General features: G+C 74.5%; 22 protein-coding genes. 18 read left to right on the top strand and 4 right to left on the bottom strand.

Going from position 1 to position 21,539, the window contains the following annotated elements:
* Window positions 1–121: 121 nt before the first annotated feature.
* Both ACEZDE_RS08490 and ACEZDE_RS08495 read left to right on the top strand, forming a co-directional pair.
* Window positions 122–748, top strand: coding sequence for a precorrin-8X methylmutase (locus ACEZDE_RS08490; protein WP_380534123.1), 627 nt, complete (start codon window positions 122–124; stop codon window positions 746–748).
* Window positions 749–864: 116 nt separating this feature from the next.
* Window positions 865–1,938, top strand: coding sequence for an ATP-dependent DNA ligase (locus ACEZDE_RS08495; protein ID WP_380534125.1), 1,074 nt, complete (start codon window positions 865–867; stop codon window positions 1,936–1,938).
* On the opposite strand, the gene ligD is transcribed toward ACEZDE_RS08495, so the two are convergent.
* From ligD to ACEZDE_RS08510, 3 genes are read right to left on the bottom strand one after another with little or no spacing between them, the layout of a single operon-like run.
* Window positions 1,935–2,969 carry a non-homologous end-joining DNA ligase gene (gene ligD / locus ACEZDE_RS08500; RefSeq protein ID WP_380534127.1) on the bottom strand — a complete coding sequence of 345 codons (1,035 nt, stop codon included), beginning with the start codon at window positions 2,967–2,969 and terminating at the stop codon, window positions 1,935–1,937. The genes ACEZDE_RS08495 and ligD overlap by 4 nt on opposite strands.
* A gap of 42 nt (window positions 2,970–3,011) precedes the next feature.
* Window positions 3,012–4,100 carry a phosphotransferase family protein gene (locus ACEZDE_RS08505; protein ID WP_380534129.1) on the bottom strand — a complete coding sequence of 363 codons (1,089 nt, stop codon included), beginning with the start codon at window positions 4,098–4,100 and terminating at the stop codon, window positions 3,012–3,014.
* A 29-nt stretch (window positions 4,101–4,129) separates the two neighbouring features.
* Window positions 4,130–4,801, bottom strand: coding sequence for a ScbR family autoregulator-binding transcription factor (locus ACEZDE_RS08510; RefSeq protein ID WP_380534131.1), 672 nt, complete (start codon window positions 4,799–4,801; stop codon window positions 4,130–4,132).
* A 230-nt stretch (window positions 4,802–5,031) separates the two neighbouring features.
* On the opposite strand from ACEZDE_RS08510, the gene ACEZDE_RS08515 reads away from it, so the two are divergent.
* The 3 genes from ACEZDE_RS08515 to ACEZDE_RS08525 are packed head-to-tail and all read left to right on the top strand — an operon-like array spanning window position 5,032 to window position 7,408.
* Window positions 5,032–5,946 carry a ScbA/BarX family gamma-butyrolactone biosynthesis protein gene (locus tag ACEZDE_RS08515; protein ID WP_380534133.1) on the top strand — a complete coding sequence of 305 codons (915 nt, stop codon included), beginning with the start codon at window positions 5,032–5,034 and terminating at the stop codon, window positions 5,944–5,946.
* Entirely contained in the window at window positions 5,943–6,713 is a 771-nt protein-coding gene (locus tag ACEZDE_RS08520) for an SDR family NAD(P)-dependent oxidoreductase (protein ID WP_380534135.1), read from the top strand. Before ACEZDE_RS08515 ends, ACEZDE_RS08520 begins: the two co-directional genes overlap by 4 nt.
* A complete protein-coding gene (locus ACEZDE_RS08525) occupies window positions 6,710–7,408 on the top strand; it encodes an HAD family hydrolase (protein WP_380534137.1) in 699 nt (232 codons plus the stop codon). The genes ACEZDE_RS08520 and ACEZDE_RS08525 overlap by 4 nt, the downstream gene beginning before the upstream one ends.
* A gap of 81 nt (window positions 7,409–7,489) precedes the next feature.
* Here ACEZDE_RS08525 and ACEZDE_RS08530 read toward each other — a convergent pair whose 3' ends face one another.
* A complete protein-coding gene (locus tag ACEZDE_RS08530; RefSeq protein WP_380534139.1) occupies window positions 7,490–8,074 on the bottom strand; it encodes a TetR family transcriptional regulator in 585 nt (194 codons plus the stop codon).
* Between the two features lie 232 nt (window positions 8,075–8,306).
* Here ACEZDE_RS08530 and ACEZDE_RS08535 point away from each other — a divergent pair, with 232 nt between their 5' ends.
* The 13 genes from ACEZDE_RS08535 (at window position 8,307) to ACEZDE_RS08595 (ending at window position 21,539) form a co-directional block, all read left to right on the top strand.
* Window positions 8,307–9,737, top strand: a complete 1,431-nt coding sequence (locus ACEZDE_RS08535; RefSeq protein ID WP_380534141.1) for a condensation domain-containing protein — start codon at window positions 8,307–8,309, stop codon at window positions 9,735–9,737.
* Window positions 9,734–10,633, top strand: coding sequence for a glycosyltransferase family 8 protein (locus tag ACEZDE_RS08540; RefSeq protein WP_380534143.1), 900 nt, complete (start codon window positions 9,734–9,736; stop codon window positions 10,631–10,633). The genes ACEZDE_RS08535 and ACEZDE_RS08540 overlap by 4 nt, the downstream gene beginning before the upstream one ends.
* A complete protein-coding gene (locus ACEZDE_RS08545; RefSeq protein ID WP_380534145.1) occupies window positions 10,630–10,908 on the top strand; it encodes an acyl carrier protein in 279 nt (92 codons plus the stop codon). Before ACEZDE_RS08540 ends, ACEZDE_RS08545 begins: the two co-directional genes overlap by 4 nt.
* 1 nt (window position 10,909) lies before the next feature.
* The gene (locus tag ACEZDE_RS08550) at window positions 10,910–11,890 is read left to right on the top strand and encodes an NAD-dependent epimerase/dehydratase family protein (protein ID WP_380534147.1); all 981 of its coding nucleotides are present in this window, start codon (window positions 10,910–10,912) and stop codon (window positions 11,888–11,890) included.
* Between the two features lie 59 nt (window positions 11,891–11,949).
* On the top strand, window positions 11,950–13,026 hold the full coding sequence (locus ACEZDE_RS08555; RefSeq protein ID WP_380534148.1) for an SDR family NAD(P)-dependent oxidoreductase: 1,077 nt from the start codon (window positions 11,950–11,952) through the stop codon (window positions 13,024–13,026).
* A 41-nt stretch (window positions 13,027–13,067) separates the two neighbouring features.
* Complete coding sequence (locus ACEZDE_RS08560; RefSeq protein ID WP_380534150.1) at window positions 13,068–14,441, top strand: glycosyltransferase; 1,374 nt, start codon at window positions 13,068–13,070, stop codon at window positions 14,439–14,441.
* 64 nt (window positions 14,442–14,505) lie between these two features.
* Entirely contained in the window at window positions 14,506–15,834 is a 1,329-nt protein-coding gene (locus tag ACEZDE_RS08565; protein WP_380534152.1) for a glycosyltransferase, read from the top strand.
* The gene (locus ACEZDE_RS08570) at window positions 15,831–16,112 is read left to right on the top strand and encodes an acyl carrier protein (RefSeq protein WP_380534154.1); all 282 of its coding nucleotides are present in this window, start codon (window positions 15,831–15,833) and stop codon (window positions 16,110–16,112) included. The genes ACEZDE_RS08565 and ACEZDE_RS08570 overlap by 4 nt, the downstream gene beginning before the upstream one ends.
* Complete coding sequence (locus tag ACEZDE_RS08575) at window positions 16,090–17,118, top strand: hypothetical protein (protein WP_380534156.1); 1,029 nt, start codon at window positions 16,090–16,092, stop codon at window positions 17,116–17,118. The genes ACEZDE_RS08570 and ACEZDE_RS08575 overlap by 23 nt, the downstream gene beginning before the upstream one ends.
* A 45-nt stretch (window positions 17,119–17,163) precedes the next feature.
* Window positions 17,164–18,303: a hypothetical protein gene (locus ACEZDE_RS08580; RefSeq protein ID WP_380534158.1), complete on the top strand. Its 1,140-nt coding sequence runs from the start codon at window positions 17,164–17,166 to the stop codon at window positions 18,301–18,303.
* The gene (locus ACEZDE_RS08585; protein WP_380534160.1) at window positions 18,296–19,129 is read left to right on the top strand and encodes an SDR family NAD(P)-dependent oxidoreductase; all 834 of its coding nucleotides are present in this window, start codon (window positions 18,296–18,298) and stop codon (window positions 19,127–19,129) included. Before ACEZDE_RS08580 ends, ACEZDE_RS08585 begins: the two co-directional genes overlap by 8 nt.
* A gap of 2 nt (window positions 19,130–19,131) precedes the next feature.
* Entirely contained in the window at window positions 19,132–20,028 is an 897-nt protein-coding gene (locus ACEZDE_RS08590; RefSeq protein WP_380534162.1) for a sugar phosphate isomerase/epimerase family protein, read from the top strand.
* The gene (locus ACEZDE_RS08595; RefSeq protein WP_380534164.1) at window positions 20,025–21,539 is read left to right on the top strand and encodes a GMC family oxidoreductase; all 1,515 of its coding nucleotides are present in this window, start codon (window positions 20,025–20,027) and stop codon (window positions 21,537–21,539) included. The genes ACEZDE_RS08590 and ACEZDE_RS08595 overlap by 4 nt, the downstream gene beginning before the upstream one ends.

Genomic DNA, 21,539 nt, shown 5'->3' on the forward strand with positions numbered 1-21,539 from the left:
CGCGGCGTCCGCGGACGCCGCGCCCCTCCGGCCGTGCGGCGAGCGGGAGTCACGGCGGAGGCGTGATCGTCGTCGGTATGCTCGCGGTCCCGGTCCCGGCAGCCAGGAAGAAGAGGACCACGTGATCGAGTACGAGAAGGACGGCGCGGCCATCTACCGCGAGTCCTTTGCCACCATCCGGGCCGAGGCCGATCTCGGCGGCCTGCCCGCCGACCTCTCCCAGGTCGCGGTCCGTATGATCCACGCCTGCGGGATGGTCGACCTGGTCCGCGACCTGGCCTTCACCCCGCACCTGGTCTCCCGGGCCCGTGCCGCGCTCCGGGCCGGGGCGCCGGTGCTGTGCGACGTGACGATGGTGGCCAGCGGCATCACCCGCAAGCGCCTGCCGGCCGGCAACGAGGTGCTGTGCACGCTGGCCGACCCGTCTGTCCCGGAGCTGGCCGCCAGGCTCGGCACCACCCGCAGCGCCGCGGCCGTGGAGCTGTGGCGCGACCGCCTGGACGGCGCGGTGGTCGCCGTCGGCAACGCCCCCACCGCGCTGTTCCGGCTGCTGGAGCTGATCGAGGCGGGCGCGCCGCGCCCGGCCGCGGTGATCGGCGTCCCGGTCGGCTTCGTCGGCGCCGCCGAGTCCAAGCAGGCCCTGGCCGACCACCCGGCCGCCCTGGACCACCTGGTGGTGCACGGCCGCCGCGGCGGCAGCGCCCTCGCCGCAGCAGCGGTCAACGCCCTCGCCACCGAGCGGGAGTGACCGGGAGCCGACGGCCGTCGGGCGGTTCCCGGGCGTCACCGGTTCGGACTCCAGCGGGTGCCGACCCGTGCCCGCGCGTGGTGCGCTGGTGCGAGGACGACGAGCGAGGATGTGCGATGGCGCTGCCGGTCAACCCCCCGATCGAGCCGATGCTCGCCAAGTCCGCGGCGGCCGTGCCGACCGGCGGCTACCTGTACGAGCCCAAGTGGGACGGCTTCCGCTGCCTGGTGTTCCGCGACGGTGACGCGATCGAACTGGGCAGCCGCGGCGGCAAGTCGCTGACCCGCTACTTCCCGGAGCTGGTCGCCTCGCTGGCCGAGGCGCTGCCGCCGCGCTGCGTGCTGGACGGGGAGATCGTGGTGGTCAGCGGCAGCCGGCTCGACTTCGACCGGCTCGCCGACCGCATCCACCCGGCCGAGTCGCGGATCCGGCTGCTGGCCGAGCAGACCCCGGCCAGCTTCGTGGCCTTCGACCTGCTCGCGCTCGCCGACGAGGACCTGATGGGCCGTCCGCTGGCCGAGCGGCACGAGCTGCTGACGCACCTGTTCGCACCGCACCCGCGGGTGCGGGTGTCCCGCGCCACCCGGGACGCCGAGCTCGCCAGGACCTGGTTCCAGGCCTTCGAGGGCGCCGGGCTCGACGGCGTGGTCGCCAAACCGCTGGACGGCGCCTACCGGCCCGGCGAACGCGCCATGGTGAAGGTCAAGCACGAGCGCACGGCCGACGTCGTGGTGGCCGGCTACCGGCTGCACAAGAGCGGCCCGGTCGTCGGATCGCTGATGCTGGGCCTCTACCTGGACGACGGCGTCCTCAACTACGTCGGCGGCGCGAGCGCGTTCACCATGGCCAGGCGGGCCGAACTGGTCGACGAACTCGCGCCGCTGGTGCTGCGCGAGGGCGAGGACCACCCCTGGACCGGCGAGGACGACGGCGGGCAGCGGCGTCCGGGCACGCTCAACCGCTGGAACGCGGGCAAGGACCGGTCGTACGTCGTGCTGCGCCCGGAACGGGTCTGCGAGGTGCGGTACGACCAGTTGCGGGCGGACCGGTTCCGGCACAACGCGCGGTTCCTGCGCTGGCGGCCCGACCGCCGGGCCGAGTCCTGCGGCTACGGCCAGCTGGACCTGCCGGCCGCCTACGACCTCGCCGACGTGCTCGGCCCGGACACGCCCCGGCCCCCGGCCTCCTAGTCGGCCCCTGCCTCTGCTTCGTCGTGGCGGGCCCGGGACGGCTGGACCCGCTTGGGCTCGCCGGGCATCTTCGGGAACTCCGGCGGATAGGGCAGGTCGCCGAGCCCGCGGTCGCGCTGGTCCCGCTCGGCCATCTCCAGCAGCGCGTCCAGGGTGGCGGGCGCGTCGTCGATGTCCTGGTGCGCGTCGCCGCGCGAGGCGAACAGCGCGGGGACGGTGCGCACGGTGAAGTCGTCCGGGGCGACGTCGGGAAGCTCGCTCCAGCGCACCGGCATGGAGACCCGGGCGTTCGGCGCCGCGCGGGTGGAGTAGGCGGCGGCGAGCATCCGGTCGCGGGCCATCTGGTTGAAGTCGGCGAAGATCCGCTCGCCGCGCTCCTCCTTCCACCAGGAGGTGGTGAACAGGTCGGGGCGGCGGCGTTCGAGTTCGCGGGCGAGGGCGATGACCGCGCGCCGGGTGTCGATGAACGACCAGCGCGGTTCGATCCGCACCAGCAGGTGCAGGCCGCGTCCGCCGGAGGTCTTCACGAACGGCGCCATGCCCAGCTCGGTGAACAGCGCCCGTGCCTCCGCAGCGGCCTCCACCGCCTCGGCGAAGTCGGTGCCGGGCTGCGGGTCGAGGTCCAACCGCAGCTCGTCGGGGCGGTCGGTGTCCTCGCGGCGCACCGGCCACGGATGCAGCTCCAGGGCGTTCATCTGCACCGCCCACAGCGCCGTCGCCGGCTCGGTCACGCACACCTCGTGCCCGGTGCGCCCGCTCGGGAAGGTCACCTCCGCCGTCTGCACCCAGTCGGGCAGGCCCTTCGGCGCGTGCTTGGTGTAGAAGGAACTGCCGCCGTCGAGCCCGTTCCGGAAGCGGTGCAGCGCCATCGGGCGCCCGGCCAGCGACCGCATCAGCCCCTCGGCCACGGCGACGTAGTACTCGGCGAGTTCGAGCTTGGTGACCCCGACGGCCGGATAGCAGACCTTCTCCGGCGAGGAGATGCGCACGCGACGCCCGGCGACCGTGACAAAAGCCTCGCTACTGCTCATGTCCGAAGGCTAAGCGCCCGCTCCGGCCGCCGCACGCGGAGGTCAGCGGCCTGCCGCGGCGCCGATCCCGGCGACCGGCGCCCAGGCGAGGGCGCGCAGGCAGCCGGACCGGATGTCGTCGAGGTGGGGGGCGAGCTCCTCCGGGCTCTCGCCGTGGGCGCCCTGACGCACCGCCGTCAGGCCGGGGCCCAGCCGCAGGTGCAGCCCCCAGCTGAGGTGGGCCACGGCGAAGCCCCGGGCGACGGCCGGGCGCAGGTCGGCGCCGGCCAGCTCGCTGAGGGCGTCGCCGTGGACCGCGAGCAGCTGCTGCTCGTCCAGGCTCCCGGAGCCGCCGAAGGCCCGGTAGAGGGAGACGAAGGTGCCCAGGTCGAAACCGACCGGGCCGACGCCGACGTGCTCCCAATCGATCAGGAGCAGCGTGCCGTCGCCGTCCAGGCCCGCGTTGAGCGGCTGGAGGTCGCCGTGGACGAGGGTGGCCGGGAGTCCGGCGGCCAGGGCGTCCAGCTGTCCGGCCGCGTCCAGGCAGGCGTGCAGGGCGCGGACCTGCTCCGCTGTGAACAGGGTGCTGAGCCGGGGGTCGTCGGCCAGGGCGTCGAGGTTGTCGTGCCCGGACGGGATGTGGTGGGCGTAGGCGGCGTGGCCCTCGCGTTCCAGCCAGGGGGTGTCCAGCAGGTCCGGGTGCGCCGCGCCGGGCGCGTGGAGCAGGGCGGTGCGGGCGGCGAGCGCCCTGGCGGCGGCGGGGTCCCAGGGGCGGCGCAGGGCGGCGCCGACGTCGCGCATCACGATCCAGGTCAGGCCGTCGTGCCGGAGCAGGCCGACGTCCGGCGGCGTGGCCAGCCCGGAGGGCAGCAGACCGGGGATGCCGCTCGCGAAGAACCGGGCCTCGCGGCGGTCCAACTGGCTGTCGCGCGAGTCGAGCAGGGAGCCGTTCCCCCAGTCGGGGATCTTGACGATCCACTGGGCCGGACGCCCGTCCGCCGCGGTGGTGCTCACCCGCAGCACCGCCGCCCGGCCGAGCCCGGGGGAGAGGTCCTGCACCGCGAGCACCCGCCCGCCGACGCCCCAGGCGCCCTGGTGGGAGCCGAGGACGGCCTCGACCGTCGCGGGATCGGGCAGGTCGCGGTCGGTCATCTGGGCCCTTCGGGACAGCGGCGGGAAGGTCAGGAGAGCTGCGGGTCGCCGGACGCGGCAGGGGCGGCGGTAACGGCAGGGGCGGCGGTGACGGCGGGGGTGGCGCGGCCCTCGGGCTTGAGCCGGGCCAGCAGCGCCGGGAAGGCGATGGTCGGGAGCAGGTGCTGCCACAGCACCGTGATGCGTTCGCCCAGGTCCTCCCGCTTGCTGCGGGCCAGGGAGAACAGCTGGATGCCGGTGAAGGCGGCCACGAAGAGTTCGGCCGTCTCCCGGGGGACGACATGGGGCATCAGCTCGCCCTGGCGCTGTGCCTCGGTGAGCAGCTCCTCGATCACCTTGGCCCAGGCGTCCCAGGGGTTGATGGCGTCCTCGAAGGCGCTCTCGACGGCGAGCCTGGTACCGGCCCTGAGCATCGGGTCGTGTAGGACGCTCGCGGCGACGGCCTGGGTCAGGTCGATCGTGGCCTGCAGCGGCGACCCCTCGACCGGGGGGACTTCCACGCTGTCGATCTGCTCCTCCATCAGCGCTTTGGCCAGCGCCTCCTTGGAGGGGAAGTGGAAGTACAGGGCCCCTTTGGTGACCTGCGCCTCCTCCAGGATCTCCGCGATCGAGGCGCGGGCGTACCCGTGCCGGTCGAAGACGACGGCGGCGGCCCTGAGGACCGTGCGCCGGGTCTTCGCTGCCCGCTCCTGCTGAGCCATTGCCGTCTCTCCCACTCTTCCGAACCGGATCAGCATACGGGCGGATCATGGGGTGGATCAAACCGCTCGGTTCGTATTCTTTACGCCCCAATCAGTAAGGAATATGCAGCCTCTTATCAAGTTTTGGACCTAAATCCGTTGCAGATCCGACGGCCGTCCGCCTATAGTCCCCAAATAACAAACCGGATGGTTGGTTTACGGCAGTGTCCGCCTCAGAGAGTGGAGACAGCGTGAGAGCCCAGGAAGCGAGCTTCGTCCAGACGGTGCCCCGGCAGCTCGTCCACCGTGCCTCCGTATCGGAAGTCCTGGTCACCGGATGGGAGGAGACCGGCCCCGACACCTTCCAGGTGAGCGCGCAGTGGCCTCGGGCGCACAGCTTCTTCAGCCCGGTGGCGGGTACCTGGCACGACGGCATGCTGGTGGCGGAGACGGTCCGGCAGAGCGTGATGCTGATCGCGCACACCGGCTTCGGGGTGGCCCTCGGCGAACACTTCGTGATGTCGATGCTCGCCTTCTCGGTCGAGCCCGACGGCATGGAACTGGACGCGGTTCCGGCCGAGTTGACGCTGACCCTGGCCTGCGGCGACGTCCGGCGCGGGCGGCGCGGCCTGATCGGCATGCGCGCGGCCGTCACCCTGTACCGGCACGGCGTCGCCTTCGGCCGCGGATCCGCGCGGTTCACCATGGTCGGCTCGGCGGCGTACGCGCGGCTGCGGGCCGGGGCGGCCGGGGCCCGCGCGCCGCTGTGCCTGCCCGCCCCGGTGGACCCGGGGTCGGTCGGGCGGCACCGGGAGGACGACGTGCTGATAGCGGACGGCGGTCGCCCCGACAGCTGGCTGCTGCGGGTCGATCCGAGCCACCCCGTCATGTTCGACCACCCGGTCGACCATGTGCCGGGAATGGTGCTGATGGAGGGGATGCGGCAGGCGTCGCACCTGGTCTCGGGCATGTCCCGGGCGGTCCTGCTCGGCTTCGGCGCGGACTTCGCCCGCTACGCGGAGCTCGACCGTCCCTGCGTCGTCTCGGCCCGGCTGCGCGGGGTCAGGGCGGACGGCTGCGCGTCGGTCGCGGTCACCGTGGAGCAGGACGGGCACACCGCCGCCACCGGCCGGGCCCTGCTGATGCCGGTCGGCGCGGCCCGATGACCGGGAAGGCCGGGCGGCTGCACGGGAAGGTCCTGCTGGTCACCGGCGCCAGCAGCGGCATCGGCGCCGCCGCCGCGCGGATCTGCGCTGCGGAGGGGGCCAAGGTGGTCCTGGTCGCGCGCCGCGGGAAGCGGCTGGACGACCTCGCCGCCGACCTCGTCGCCCAGGGGGCGGAGGCGCTGCCCGTCGTCGCCGACGTGACCCGCCCCGAGCAGACGCTCGGGGCGGTCCGGGCCGCGGTGGAGCGGTACGGCCGACTGGACGGGGCGTTCAACAACGCCGGCTACGGCGAACCGCGTTCGCCGCTGCACCTGCTGCCGGAGGCCAGCTACGACGCGATCATGGACGTCAATGTGCGCGGGGTGTGGAACTGCCTGCGGGCGCAGATCCCGGCACTGCTGGCGGCCGGCGGCGGCTCCGTCGTCAACACCAGCAGCGTCGGCGGCCTGGTCGCGACCCCGGTGGCCGCCCCGTACGTCGCGGCCAAGCACGCGGTGATCGGGCTGACCAGGGCGGCGGCGGCCGAGTACGGGACCTTGGGCATCCGGGTCAACGCACTGGCCCCGGGGGCGACCAGGACCGAGATGCTGGACGACTGGATCGCCGCCTGCCCCGAGGTCGGGCCCCGGGTGCGCAGCACCGGGATGCTGCAGCGCACCGCCGCGGCGGAGGAGGTCGCCCGGGTCGCGGCCTGGCTGCTGAGCGACGAGGCGTCGTTCGTCACCGGTGCCGTGGTGCCGGTCGACGGTGGGGCGGTGGCGCTGTGACCGGCGGTCTGCTGGTGGCGGTCGACACCGACGGCGTGCTGCTCAACGACAGCTACAGCCCGGTGATCCGGGAGTTCACGGCTCGGCACGGCGTGCCCTACACCGCCGAGGTCGAGTTGGCGGTGTGGGGCCGCCCGCAGCGGGAGGCCGGGCGGGCGCTGGCCCGGATCTGCGGCCTGGACGCGTCCCCGGAGGAGGTCGTGGCGCGCTTCTTCGCCGACCGGGCGGCCTACCTGGAGCGCGAGCCGGTCCAGGTGCTGCCGGGCGTCCCGGAGTTCCTGGAGCGGCTGCGGAGCGCCGGGGCCCGGCTGGTCTGCTACGGCGGCCGGACCCGGAGCTACTTCGACGAGCATCTCGGGCACTTGGCCGGGTACTTCGACCGGGAGTGCCCGTACGTCGACGTCAACGCGATCCGGCCGGGGGTGCGGGAGATCCTCGACCGGTTCGGGGCCGCTCCCGGGCGGGCCCTGTTCATCGACGACGTCTCCCATGTCGCCTGGGCCTGCCGGGAGGAACGGGTCGGCTTCATCGGGGTGCCGCCGGGCGGTGCGCCGGGGGCGCAGCGCTCGGAGATGCGGCGCGCCGGGGTGCGGCACACGGTGGCCGGGGTGGCCGAGATCGACGACGCGCTGCTGGCCGCGGACTCCTTCTGGGAGTCTGACACCGTGAACTCGGCCGGGAGACCGTCCGGCTGAGTCGACGTCAACCGGGCCGGGCACCCCTTCGCCGGGGCGCCCGGCCCGGTCCGTGCCCCGACCTGTGCCCCGAGCCCCCGTTCAGCTGTCGCGGTCCGGGGTCAGGCCGGGTTCCAGCAGGTCCCACAGGGGTTCCAGCACGCCGGGGCGGAGCCAGTCCTCGCTGTTCCGGGAGAGCTCCTCCAGGCCGGCCAGCACCGCGGTCAGCAGCGCGGCCCCGGCCTGGGTCCGACGGTCCGGGGCCGCGCGGCCGGACAGCTGCTCCAGCGCGAAGTCCCGCCACTGCAGCCGGATGCCGCCGTCGCGGGCGGTGGACTCGCCGTCGCCGGCAGCGGACTCGCCGTCCAGGCGCAGCCCGGCCCGGAAGACCGGGTCCTCGGTGAGCCGCGCGGTCAGCGCGCGGGCGAAGACGAGCAGCCGCCGCCCGCCGCTGCCCGGCCCGGAGGCGGCCCTGCGCAGCAGCCGCCGCTGCGTCCGCAGGGCCTCGTCCCGCAGCGCTGCGCACAGCGCGTCCTTGGACGCGAAGTGGAAGTACAGCGAGCCCTTGCTGGCCCCGGCCCGCTGGGCGATGGCGGCCATGGTGGCGTCTCGGTAGCGGGACTCGTTGACCAGTTCCGCGGTGGCCCGCAGCAGCGCCGCCCGGGTGCGCTCGGCCCGATCCTGCATCTCGCCCCCTCTGTGTGCTCTGTCGCCTTCGTTGCAGGCTCAATAAAAACCTACCGCCTAAGCGGTAGGTTTTTCGGGCTCGGGCGGAAAAATCTTGACCGTCCAAGGGCTTCTTGACCGTATTTGCCAGGCTTTGCAGCGGTATAGATTGCCTAGACAAACCAACCGTCCGTGCGGTTTGCTTCTCAGGCAGGCCGACGGAGCACCCTCCGTCCCATGACTTGGAGGACGGATGGACACGAAGGTCGGGGCCGACACCCGAAGCATCGCCTTCGCTGAACTGTCGGCCCGCCGCGCCCCGCTGATGTGGGGTCAGCGTGCGATCTGGACCGGTCTGCTCTGGCGCGGGGAGCGGGCCTACCTCTACAACCAGCCGCTGCTGGTCCGGTTCGACCCCGCGGCCGAATCGTCCGTCCTGGCCGCCCTCGGCCGGCTGCTCGCCGAGAACGAGGTGCTGCGCACGGTCTTCCACCTCGACCCGAAGGAGCCCTGGCAGCAGGTGCTGGGGGAGGGCGTGTTGGAGCTGGACGTGCGTCCGCTCGGCGACCTCCCGGACGGCGCCGACGCGGCCGGGCCGCTCGCCGACCTGGTCCGGCGGCCCTTTGACTCATCGGCCGAACTGCCGCTGCGGGTCCGCCTGTTCGGCGACGGCGACGGCGGCGAGGTGTCGGCGGTCGGGATCGTGGCCCACCACCTGGCCCTGGACGGCTGGAGCCTGAACCTGCTGGCGGACCGGCTGCGGGCGCTCGTCGGCGGATCCACCGAACCCGGCCCGGAGGCCCAGCAGCCCTGCGACCGGGCCGAGTTCGAGGCGTCCGGGCAGGGCCGCCGGATCGCCGGGCGCACCCTGGCCTTCTGGGACGAGCGGATCCGGGCGGCGGACCCGGTGATGATCCGGGCGCTGCCCGACCCGACGCCGGACCAGGAGACCGCGACCCTGGTCTCGGCCCGGCTGGCCGAGGCGCTGCGGACCACCGCCGCACGGGCCGAGGTCAGTGAGACCGCCGTCCTGCTCAGTGCGGCGGGGGCGCTGCTGGGGGTGCTCACCGGTGCCCGCTCCGCCGCCTTCCGGGTGATCACGGCGCCCCGGTTCCGGCCGGGGACCCGCCACCTGGTGGGCGCCTTCAACCAGAACTCACTGCTCTGCACCGCCCCGAACACCCTCCCCCCTGGCGACGAACTGGCGGCCACCGCACGGGCGTTGATGGCCGCCTACCGGCACTGCGAGTGCGATCCGCTGGAGCAGGACCGGCGCATCGTGGAGGCCGGCGCCGCCCGCGGCGTGGCCACCGGCGGCTTCTGCTTCTTCAACGACATCCGCTTCGAGACCGCCTACCGGCCACCGGCTCCGGCGGCCCCGACGCCGCCCGCCGGCGACCGGCTGAGCCGGGGGAGCGCCCCGGCCAACTACGGCTCGATGTTCTTCCTGACCCTGGAGGAGCTCGGCCCCGGCGCCCGGCTGACCCTGGCCAAGGACCCGCGCTTCGTCGCCGACTGCGACCCCGCCGCCTTCCTGCGGGCCCTGGAGGAGTCGGTGGTCCTGGCCGCCCGCTCCGACGGTTCGGCCGCTCCCGCCGCCACCACCGATGTCCACGCCACCGCCGCGTCCCGCGCGGCGGCGGCCCTGGCGCTCACCGTACGAGAGGACGGAACGTCCCGATGAACCGACCGCACGACCGCCCGGCCCACTCCCTTCCGCTCGCCCCGCTCGTCTTCGCCGTGAACGACGACTTCGCCCTGCCGCTCGCCACGGCGCTGCAGTCGCTGGCCGACTGCGCGCCCGAGCTGATGGACCGGATCGACATCAGGGTGCTGCACGACGACCTGAGCACCGCCGCCCAGGACGGGCTGCGACGCCACGCTGACCGGCTGGGCACCCGCCTCGCCTTCCACCGGGTGGAGCAGCCCGAGTTGGCGTACAACCTGGAGTTCGGCGGCACCCACGCGCACTACCTGCGGCTGCAGATCGCGCACACGCTGCGCGAGGAGAGCCGGGTGCTGTACTGCGACGCCGACGTGCTGTTCCTGGCCTCCCCCGAGCCGCTGCTGCGGACCGGCACCGGCGGCCTGCCGGTCGCCGCCGTGCGCGACCCCACCAACCCGCGCTACCGGGGCGGCCAGGCCATGCCCGGCTGGGAGCAGCTCGGGGTGGACGGCGACGAGGAGTACTTCAACAGCGGCGTGATGCTGTTCGACCTGGAGGTCTGCGCCCGCGAGCAACTGTTCGAGCGCGCCTACGCGTTCATCCACGAGCACCCGGACAGCCTCCGCTTCTGGGACCAGGACGCGCTCAACTGGGCGGCCCGGCACCGCTGGACGCCGCTGGAGCGGCACTGGAACACCTTCCCGCTGTCCGCGCTGTTCCAGACCGAGTGGATGTTCTACACGGCCGACGACGTGGTGCCGCGGGCCACCCTGATCGCGGAGGAGCCCCGGGCCCGCATCCTGCACTACGTGTCGCCCGCCAAGCCCTGGAAGCCCGGCTTCCCGCCCGGCTGGGCGGACGACCTCTACCGGTCGGTGCTGCGCCGCACGCTCCCGGTGGAGGCGGCCGGATGAACGAGGAGCAGCTGACGGCCCGGATCGCCGAACTGCTGTGCGGGGTGCTCCGCGACCGTACCGCGGAGCAACTGCAGCCCGACAGCTGGCTGTTGGACCACCCCCGGTACGACTCGCTCGGCATGGTCGAAGTGCTGGTCCGGCTGGAGGAGGAATTCGACCTCGAAGTCGTCGACGAGATCGACCCCCGGGCGATGGCCACCCCCCGCGCCCTGGCCGCCCTGGTCGCCGCCTGGGCGCCGCGCACCGTCACCACCGCGAACGAAGGAAGCTGAGATGTCCGACCTGCTCGCACCCTCGTCTCCACCGCACGCCCTGGTCACCGGGGGCGCCGGCTTCATCGGCTCGCACCTGTGCGAACGGCTGCTCGCCGACGGGTACCGGGTGACCTGCCTGGACAACCTGTCCACCGGCAGCCTCCGCAACATCGCCGGGCTCACCGAGCGGCCTGGATTCGCGTTCCGGGAGCACGACGCCACCGAGGGCCTGGGCCGCACCGACCGGGTCGACCTGGTGTTCCACCTGGCCTCGGCGGCCAGCCCGCCGCAGTACCAGCGGCGGGCGGTGGAGACCCTGCGGGCCGGCTCGGTGGGCCTGTTCGCCGCCCTGGACCTGGCCGCCCGCGACGGCGCCCGGCTGGTCTTCGCGTCCAGCAGTGAGGTGTACGGCGACCCGGAGGAGCACCCGCAGCCGGAGTCCTACCGGGGCCGGGTCAGCACCACAGGACCCCGGTCGATGTACGACGAGGCCAAGCGTTTCGGCGAGGCGGCCTGCGCCGCCTACCGGACCTCGCGCGGTGTGGACGCCAAGATCGCCCGGCTGTTCAACACCTACGGGCCCCGGATGGACCCCGACGACGGCCGGATGCTGCCCACCTTCATCCGGCAGGCCCTCGACGGCGAGCCGCTGACCGTGCACGGCACCGGCCGACAGACCCGCAGCCTGTGCTACGTGGACGACACCGTCGACGGCCTGGTCCGGCTCGCCCGCGGCTCCTGGGCCGGACCGGTGAACATCGGCGGCTCCCAGGAACTGACGGTGAACGCCACCGCGCTCGCCGTCCTGGAGGCGGTCGGCGGCCACTCGCCGATCACCTACCTGCCCGCGCTTCCGGACGACCCGGCCCGCCGCCGCCCGGACACCGCGCTGGCGCTGCGGCACCTGGGCTGGCGGCAGACCACCGGCCTGGACGACGGGATGCGGGCCACCGTCGCCTGGTTCCGCGAGCGGCTCGCCGCCCGCGCCGTGGCCGGCTGACCCGGCGCCCCCGACCCCCCTTCCGACCGACCACCGACCACCGAACAGGGAGTGCTCCCATGTCCTTCGACCTCAGCTCCTTCGACCGCGCCTACTGGCAGGACCGCAACGTCCTGGTCACCGGCGGCGCGTCCTTCATCGGCTCGCACCTGACCGACCTGCTGGTCGAGCTCGGCGCGCGGGTCTCCGTCGCCGACGACCTCAGCAGCGGACGCCGCGAGAACCTCGCCGACCAGCTGGAGCGCGACGCGATCACCTTCCACGAGGTGGACCTGCGCGACGCCGAGTCCGTCCGCACCGTGCTGACCGGTGTCGACACCGTGTTCCACCTGGCCGCCGCGCACGGCGGCCGGGGGTATGTGGACCTGCACCAGTCGGCCTGCGCGGAGAACCTCTACCTGGACGGCCTGGTCTTCCGCACCGCCGCCGGACTGGGCGTGGACAAGGTCGTCTTCGCCTCCTCCGGCTGCATCTACCCACTGCACATCCAGGGCGACCTGGACAGCGAGCTCAAGCTCACCGAGGACCTGGCCGGCCCGCCCTACAACCCCGACGGCATGTACGGCAACGCCAAGCTGATGGGCGAGCTGACACTGCGGGCGATGCACCAGGACACCGGCCTGAAGGCGGCGTCCTGCCGCTACTTCACCGTCTACGGGCCGCGCGGCATCGAGAACCACGCGGTCATGGCGATGATGGGCCGCGCGCTGGTGCGGCAGAGCCCCTTCGAGATCTGGGGCGACGGCCGGCAGATCCGCAACTGGACCCATGTGTACGACATCGTCCGGGGCACCGTCCTGGCCGGGGAGCGGATCAGCGACGGCAGCGCGGTGAACCTCGGCACCACGGAGCGGGTCACCGTGCTGGACGCGGCCCAGACGATCTGCGAACTGGCGGACCACACAGCGGAGTTCGCCTTCCGTACGGACATGCCGGTGGGGCCGGTCAACCGGGTCGCGGACAACACGCTGGCCGCCGAACTGCTCGGCTGGACCCCGCAGGTGCCGTTCGCGGAGGGGGTCCGCAGCACCTTCGCCTGGTACCGCGCCCACCGCGACCCGGCCGTGCTCGGCGAGGTGCTGGAGTCGCTGCTCACCTCGCGCGGCGAGCACGTCCCGGTCCTGACCGGGGTCTGATCCCGCCCCCGTCAGCCCCGAACCCGACAGGAGACCAAGCGATGACCGGACGCGTGCTGATGTTCCCCTGGCAGGTCGGCGCCGGGCACACCGGGCGCTGCCTGCACCTGGCCGCCCGGCTGACCCGGGCCGGCTACCGGGTCAGCCTCGCCGCCGACCCGACCGGGCGGATGGCGCGGGACGCGGGCGTGCCGACGCTGGGGCCCGCCCCGGCGCCGCGCAGGCCGATGGCCCGGAACAGCTCCGGCTACCTCACCGTGGCCGGTCCCGGGGACGCCTTCGCGGCGGCCGGCTACTACCACCCCGAGGTGGTGCGGCGTCAGGTCGAGCGGGACCGGGCCGTCATCGCCGGGCACCGCCCCGACCTGGTGGTCACCCACATGGATCCGACCTGCGTGCTCGCGGCGGCAGCCGAGGGCGTGCCGGTGCTCTCGGTGGCCGACGCCGACTTCCTGGTCACCGGGAGCGCGCCGTGGATGCCCTGGCTCGGCCCGGGGGCCAGGCCGAGCCGGTTCCCCGATCCGCTGCCGGCCTTCCGGGCCGAGCAGCGCAGGCTCGGCCTGGACCAGGCCGAAGAGGTCGGCGACCTGCTGGTCGGCGCCGCCACGCTGATCGCCAGCGTGCCGGAGCTGGAGCGGCCCGACCCGCGCTACGACGACCTGCCGGGCCTGCACTACGCGGGGCCGATGGTCTGGGACCCGGACCGGGAGGGGCTGCTGGCCCGACGCCTGCGGGACTTCGGCCGGGGCGCACCGCTCCGGGTGTACGCGTCGGTCGGCGGCGGCCAGGTCGCCGCCGACCTGCTCGGCGCGGGCGTGGCCGAGGCGGCCCGCCGCCGGGGCTGGGCGCTGCTGCACTCCGGCGGCCTGAACTCCGGCGGCCCGGCCGACGGCGGCGCGGGCCAGGACCGATATGCCGCAAGCAGTCTGATCATGCGTCAGGGCTTTGGCGGCATCAACGCCGCCTGCGCCTGGGCCGACGTGGTGGTCTGCCACGGCGGGCACAGCACCGTGCTCGCGGCGCTCGCCGCCGGGAAACCGGTGGTGGTGGCCCCGGCCATGTCGGAGAACGAGGCCAACGGGCGGCAGCTGGTTCAGGAGCGCGGTGCGGGCCTGGTCCTGGCCGCCACCTCGATCGGCCCGGACGACCGGCTGCTGCTCGCCCCGCGCGGCGGCGCCCCCCGGCCGGTGGCCGAGGGACTGGCGCGGGCGTTCGCCCCCGAGGCCTTCGCCGCCGCGGTCGAGGAGGTCGGCGCCGACCCCGGGTACCGGGCGCGGGCCCGGGAGCTGGGGCGGGCCCTGGGCCGGGCCGAGCAGGACGCCGAACCGCTGCTGGCCCGGGTCCTGGCCGGGCTGCCCGCGGCCCGGACTGCCACCGCCCGCACCGCCACCGCCGTACCGGCGGGCCCCGGGTGAACCGGCGGCCGGAGCCCGCTCCGTCCCACCACTCCCCACCCCACCGAGCGAGGAGACACCGAGCGTGACACGCACCTATCTGTTCCAGCCCTGGAGCCACGGAGTCGGCTTCGGGTACATCGGCCGGGCGCTGACCATCGCCACCGAACTGCGGGCCGCCGGACACCGCTGCGTCTTCGCCTGCGACGCCGCCGAGGGGCTGGTCGCCCGCAGCGGCTTCGAGATCGCGACCCAGCGCGGCGCGCACAGCCGGGCCGTCCCCGACATGGGCCGCCGCCAGGGCAGCTACGTCTCGATATCCGACCTCGACACCGCGTTCGCCATCGCCGGCTACTACCACCGGCACCGCGTCCTGGAGGACGTGCGGTCCGACCTGGAGACGCTGGACGAGGTGCGTCCGGACGCGGTGGTGGTCGACATGCAGCCGACCGCCGCGATCGCCGCCCGCAGCCGGGGCATCCCGCTGATCTCGGTCGGCGACTCCGACTTCTTCCGCTCCACCGACAACAGCTGGATGCCGTGGATCGACGGCGGCGCGACCGTCCGTCCCTACCCCTCCTGCGTGCCGGCCTTCAACGCGGCGATCGAGCAGGTCGGCGGTCCGACCGTGGAGCACGTCTGCGACCTGCTGCGCGGGGACCTGACCCTGGTGGCCTCGACCCCGGAACTGGAGGCCGGCCAGGAGCCGCTGCCGACCGGCGACGACATCCGGTTCATCGGCCCGGTCTTCTGGGACCCGCCGTGGACCACCGTCGCCGACGACCTGCGCGGATTCGGCGAAGGCCGGCGCAAGGTCTACATCACCCTCGGCCACGGCGGGAAGTCCACCGCCGACCAGCTCAAGCCGATCCTCGAAGCCTGCGACGACCCGGGCATCGCGGTGTTCCTCTCGCACGGCTTCCGCGGCGACCACGCCCCGGCCCTGCCCGGCAACGTCCGGGCGGGGGTGTTCACCGGCATCTCCGCGCCCATCGGCTGGAGCGACCTGGTGGTCAACCACGGCGGCTACAGCACCGTGCTGACCAGCCTTCAGCAGGGCAAGCCGCAGGTGGTCATCCCGTTCATGTCCGAACAGGAGGCCAACGGCGTGCTGTTCGTGGAGGGCAACGACGCGGGCTTCGTGCTGCGCCGCACCGAACCCGCGACCGGCAACGCCCACTACACCCACCGGCTGCGCTACTCCGGCCTTTCCGCCGACGGCGGCTACGACGCGGGGGAGTGGCGGCTGGCCGTCGAGGAGGCCCTCGGCGACCCCCGCTTCGCCCTCGGCGCGGCCCGCGCCGCCGACCGGATGCGGCCCTGGATCGAGGGCCGCTCCTTCCCCGACCTGTTCGACCGGTTCCACGGCGGACGCCTCCCGTCCGCCGCCCTGAGCACACCCCTGGAGGCATGATGAACGAGCAGCAGGTGTTCGACCGGGTCCGCGACATCATCGTCGATGTCAAGAGCGCCACCTCGCCGGTGGACCGCGCACAGCTGACCCGGGAGACCGCGCTGGAGCAGCCGCCGCTGTCGATGGACTCGCTGGACTTCGTCCAGTTCGTGGTCGGCGTGGAGGAGAGCTTCGGCATCATCGCGCAGGACAGCGACTTCCTCGGCCTGAACACCATCGCCGACAGCGTCGCCCTGATCCTCGGCTGGGACAGCGATGGCTCTCCCCGCTTCGCCTGAACCGGTCGGGTTCACCGACGACAGCTGCCACCACGCCGTCCTGGGCACGCTGCTGCTGGAGCGGGCCCCGGACGCGGACCCGGCCGGGGTGCTCGGCAACACCACCGCCACCCGGGCCGGTCCCGACCCCGGCCCGGTCGGCTTCGGCGACACCTTCCCGGCCCTGGGCCGCGCGCTGGCCGCGCGCGGCCTGGGCTGGGAGCGGCACCCGGTGCACCGGCCCGGGGCCTGGACCGAGGCACTGCGGCGGATGGCCGCCGGCGAACGGCTGATCACCGTGGTCGACCCGTTCCACCTCTCCTACCACCGGCAGGACTACGGGCTCGCGCACGGACTGCACGCCGTGCTGCTGTCGCTGCCGCGGGGGCCCGGCGGCCCGGTGCTGCTGGACGACCCGATGACGGCCACCCGGTACACCGGCCCTGTCGACCCGGACGAACTGGAACGGGCGCTGTTCGCGGACGACTTCGGCCAGACCTGGACCCTGCTCGGCCCCGGTCTGCCGGAACCCGTCCCCGGCGGCTCCCCGCTCGCGGACGAACTGCGCGGCCACGCCGCCGCGCTGGCCGACACCCCGGTGCCGGACGCCGAGGGCGGGCTGACCGCCGGTCAGCTGCTGGACCTGCTCGACCGGTCACTGCCGGAGACGATGACCGCGGTCGCCCGGCTCGGCCGTCCCGAGGCCCGCGCCGGAGCCGACCAGGCCCGCCGCCACGCCACCAACATCACCCGGGGGCTGTGGAACACGGCCCAGACCATGCGCTGGTTCGCCCGCTACCTGCACCACGTGCGGGAGCAGCACCCCGGCTCGGTTCCGGAGGCGGCACTCACCGCCGCCGGAACCCTGCCCGGACAGTGGTCGGCGCTGCGCACCCTGCTCCTGCGCGCGGGCCTGAGCAGCGGCGACCGCGCCGAACTGCTCGCCCAGCGGCTCCGGGGCCAGCTCCGGAGCACCGGCGCGGCCACCGAGGCGCTGGCGACCGCGCTGGCCCGGACCCGGCCCTGAGCGGTCCTTCCCGACCCGCCCCACCGAATTCCCAGGAGTGTCCCGATGACCGTCCGTCCGACCATCCCCACCGCGATCGTGACCACCACCATCCGCGTCCCCTACCTGCTGCGGGACTACCTCGCCCAGTTCGACCGGCTCGGCCACCCGCCGGTCTCGGTCTACGTGGTCGGGGACCGCAAGAGCCCGGCCACGACCCGGGAGTGGATCGCCTCGCTGCCCTGGGGCGAGCACCGGGCGACCTACCTCGACGTCGAGGACCAGGAGCGCTGGAACGCGCGGATACCCGCGCTGCGCACCCTGCTGCCGTGGAACTCCATCCAGCGCCGCAACCTCGGCTACCTGGTCGCGGCCCTGGAGGGGGCCGAACGGATCATCAGCATCGACGACGACAACCACGTCACCGACGCCGACTTCCTGGCCGGCCACGCCCTGGTCGGCGCGACCGCGACGCTGCCCGCCGTCAGCACCCCCTCCCGCTGGGCGAACCCGTCCGACGTGCTGGTGAGCGACGGCCCCCGGATCATCCACCGGGGCTACCCGACCACCCGCCGGGAGACCGTCGAGCCCTGGACGCTGACCCCGCGCACCGGCCGGGTGGTGGTCAACGCCGGGCTGTGGGTCGGCGAGCCGGACGTGGACGCGATCAGCCGGATCGCCGCCCCGGCCCAGTCGCTGGGGATCAAGCCGGACGCCGCCCTGCCGTTCGCCCTGGACCGGGGCACCTACGGCCCCTTCAACTCGCAGAACACCGCCTTCCACCGGGACCTGCTCCCGGCCGCCTACCTGGTGGTGATGGGGCCGGAGTACCGGGGCGTGCGGATCGACCGCTACGACGACATCTGGATGTCGTACTTCACCAAGGCCCTGACCGACCACCTCGGCGACCTGGTCGCCTACGGCGGTCCGCTGGTCCGCCAGGACCGCAACGACCACGACCTGCTGGTGGACCTGTGGGGCGAACTGCCCGGCATGGTGCTCACCGAGCGGCTGGTCGAGGCGGTCCGGGACACGCCGCTGACCGGCGGCGACTACCTCAGCTGCTACCGCGAACTGATCGAGGGCCTGCGGAGCCGCCTCACCGGCGACCGTGCCGCCGCCCCGGAGCGAGACCTGTTCACCGCGGTCCTGGACGGCATGGACGCCTGGGCCGACATCTGCCAGGAGGTCACCACCCATGTCTGAGACCATCCGTGACACCGCGTCCGACCGTGACACCGCGTCCGACCCCACCCGGCTGGCCGGGAACGTCGCCCTGATCACCGGGGCGGGTTCCGGGATCGGCGCCGCGACCGCCCGGCTGTTCGCCGAGTCCGGCGCGTCGGTCGTGGTCCAGGACCTCGACGAGGCGGCGGCCGAGCGGGTCGCCGCCGAGATCACCCGGGCCGGCGGCGCCGCCGCCGCGTCCGGCGGCGACGTCCGGAGCGAGAAGGACTGCCGCCGCGCCGTGGAGACCGCGGTGCAACAGTTCGGCGGCCTGGACACGGTGTTCTGCAACGCCGGGGTGTTCGAGCCCGGCACGGTGGAGAACCAGTCCCTGGACGACTGGGACCTGCAGATCGACACCCTGCTCAAGGGCACCTTCCTGACCTGCCGAGCGGCGGTCCCGGCGCTGCGGGCCCGGGGCGGCGGCTCGATCGTCCTCAGCGGCTCCAACTGCGCCCACATCGGCTGCCAGGGCCGCTTCGCCTACACCGCGGCCAAGTCCGCGATGCCGGTGCTCGCCAAGCAGCTGTCCAACGACTACTTCCACTCGGCCGGGATCCGGGCCAACTGCGTCTCCCCGGGCTTCGTGCTGACCGAGATGACCACCGAGACCTGGCGGCGGCAGACCGGGGCCGAACCGGGCACCCCGGTGCCCGACCACGTCGCCGAGAAGTGGCAGTCCCCGCTGGCCATCGCCCAGACCGTGGCCTTCCTGGCGTCCGATGCGTCCAGCGACATCGCCGGGGTCACCATCCCGATCTCCCGCACCGGGCTGCTGCGGGTCGCCATGATGAGGATGGTCTAGCCGTGGACGGATTCGCGGGCCGGCCCGCCTGGCGGCTGACCCCCCACCTCTACGCCTGGCAGGCCGGTACCGGGCCCGCCGCCGACGCCGTCCCGCCGGGGCTGCCCCGGGGCCTGGCCGACGCGGCGGGGGCCGGCTTCCCCGCGGTCGAGTGCGGGCTGTCCTGGATCACCCGGGCGGCCCGCGGCGCCCGGCACTCCGGCGCCGACCTGCTGGCCGGGACCGGACGGGCGCTGCGCGAACGGGGACTGGAGCTCGCGGCCGTCTTCGTCAGCCTCGGCACCGGTGCCGACGCGGGCACGGTCGAGGCCGTCGCCGGGCTCACCCGGGCGGTGGCGGCCGAACTCGGCACCCGCGTCCTCAACGTGGTCACCGTGCCGTCCCCCGAGGAGCGCGGCGACCGGCCGGTCAGCTGGGACGGCCCGGTGGACCGGGTCGCCGGGCCGCTGGCCGCGCTCGGCCGTGCCCTGGAGCCCGACGGCGTCCGGGTGTGCTGGCACCCGCACGACGAGTCGCTGCGTGACGACGCGTCAGGCGCCCGCCGGGTGCTGGACGCGGCCGGCGCCGCCCCGCTCGCGGTCTGCCTGGACGTCGGCTGGGCCGAGCGCTCCGGCACCGGGACGCTGCGCGTCCTGGACCTGCTCGGCGACCGGGTCGGCTCGCTGCACCTGCGTGACCTGACCGCCGACGGCGACTGGTGCGACGCCCTCGGCGAGGGGGTGTTGGACCTGCCCGGCATCGCCGCCCGGCTGACCGGCAGCGCCTTCGCCGGTCCGGTCGCGGTCGAGCTGATGGCGGAGCGGCGCCGGTCCACACCGCTGGACCCGGCGCGGGCCGCCGCCGACAGCGCGCGGGCGCTGGCGGCGCACGGGCTGCTCCGGTCGGAGGCACGGCGATGAGCACGGCGGCCGGGAGCACCGCGCCGACCGTGGTGGTCGGCGGCGGCGCGGCCGGGTGCGTGGTGGCCCGGCGGCTGGCCGAACGCGGGGAACCGGTGCTGCTGCTGGAGGCCGGCTGCGACGACCCGGCCGTGGCCCGCGCCCTGGCCGGCCCCGGCCGGATTCCGGCCGGGGCCGACTGGGGGGTGACCGCGACGGTCGACGGGCGCGACGCCCCGCTGCGGCTGCCCCGGATCCGCGCCCTCGGCGGCACGTCGCTGATCCAGGGCGGCATCGCCCTGCGCGGACTGCCCGGCGACTACGACGCCTGGGGCGCCCTGGCCGGGCCGTCCTGGAGCCACCGGGGGCTGCTGCCCTACCTGCGCCGACTGGAGGCGGACCAGGACTACCCGGACGACCGGGGCCACGGCACGGACGGCCCGCTGCCGATCTCCCGGCCCGGCCCCGCCGCCCGGCAGCCGCTGCACACCGCGTTCCTGGACGGCTGCGCGGAGTTGGGCCTGCCCTCCTGCGAGGACCACAACGGCGGCGGCGCCGGCGGCGCGGGCCCGGTCCCGCTGGCCGGGGACCGCCGGGGCAAGGCCACCGCCCGGGACCGCTACCTGGAACCGGTGCTGGAGCACCCCGGCCTCACCGTCCGCACCGGGGTCGAGGCGGTGGCGCTGGAGTTCGCCGGCGACCGGGCCGTCGGCGTCCTGGTGCGGGCCGCGGACGGCGGGGCCCCGCGGCGGATCCCGGCCGGGCGGGTGGTGCTGGCGGCCGGCGCGGTGGGCACCCCGGCACTGCTGCAGCGCAGCGGGATCGGCGACCCGGCGGCGCTGCGCGCGGCCGGACTGCCGGTACGGGCGGCGCTGCCCGGCGTCGGCACCCTGCTGCGCGACCACCCGGCGGTGCACCTGCCGTTCGGCCTCGACAGCGGCCACGGGACCGAGGGGCGGCCGTGGTTCCAGGTGCTGCTGCGGCTGGCCGCGGGCCAGGTCGACGGTCTCGCCGACACGGCCCTCGAGGTCTACCACGACTTCCGGCTCGGCCTGCCGCTGGCCCACCGCCGCGCCCTGCTGGTCGCCTCGCTGCTGAGCAGCGAGGGCACCGGCGTGGTCGAACCGGGGGCCTTCCCCGGTCCGCCCCGGGTGCGCTTCCACTACACCGGCCGCGACCTGGCCGATCTGACCGCGGCGGCGGCGCTGGGCCTGCGCTGGCTGGGGACCGGGGCCGCCAGGACCGCGCTGCGGCCCCGCCGGGTGCACGCGCCCGGCGGCTCGGCCGGGGTGCTGCACGCCCTGACCACCGCTCACCACCTGCACGGCGGCGCCCCGATGGGGGACGACCCGGACACCGGCGGCGTGGTCGACCGGCAGGCCCGGGTGCACGGCCTGCGGGACCTGTGGGTCGCCGACGTGAGCATCTGCCCGGTCCCGGTGCGCGCCAACACCCACCTGCTCGCCCTCGCCGTCGCCGAACGGGTCAGCGACCTGCTGACCGCCGCGACCGATCCCGCTCCGGGAGGCTGA

The organism is Streptacidiphilus cavernicola, from assembly GCF_042510955.1.
Lineage (GTDB): Bacteria > Actinomycetota > Actinomycetes > Streptomycetales > Streptomycetaceae > Streptacidiphilus > Streptacidiphilus cavernicola.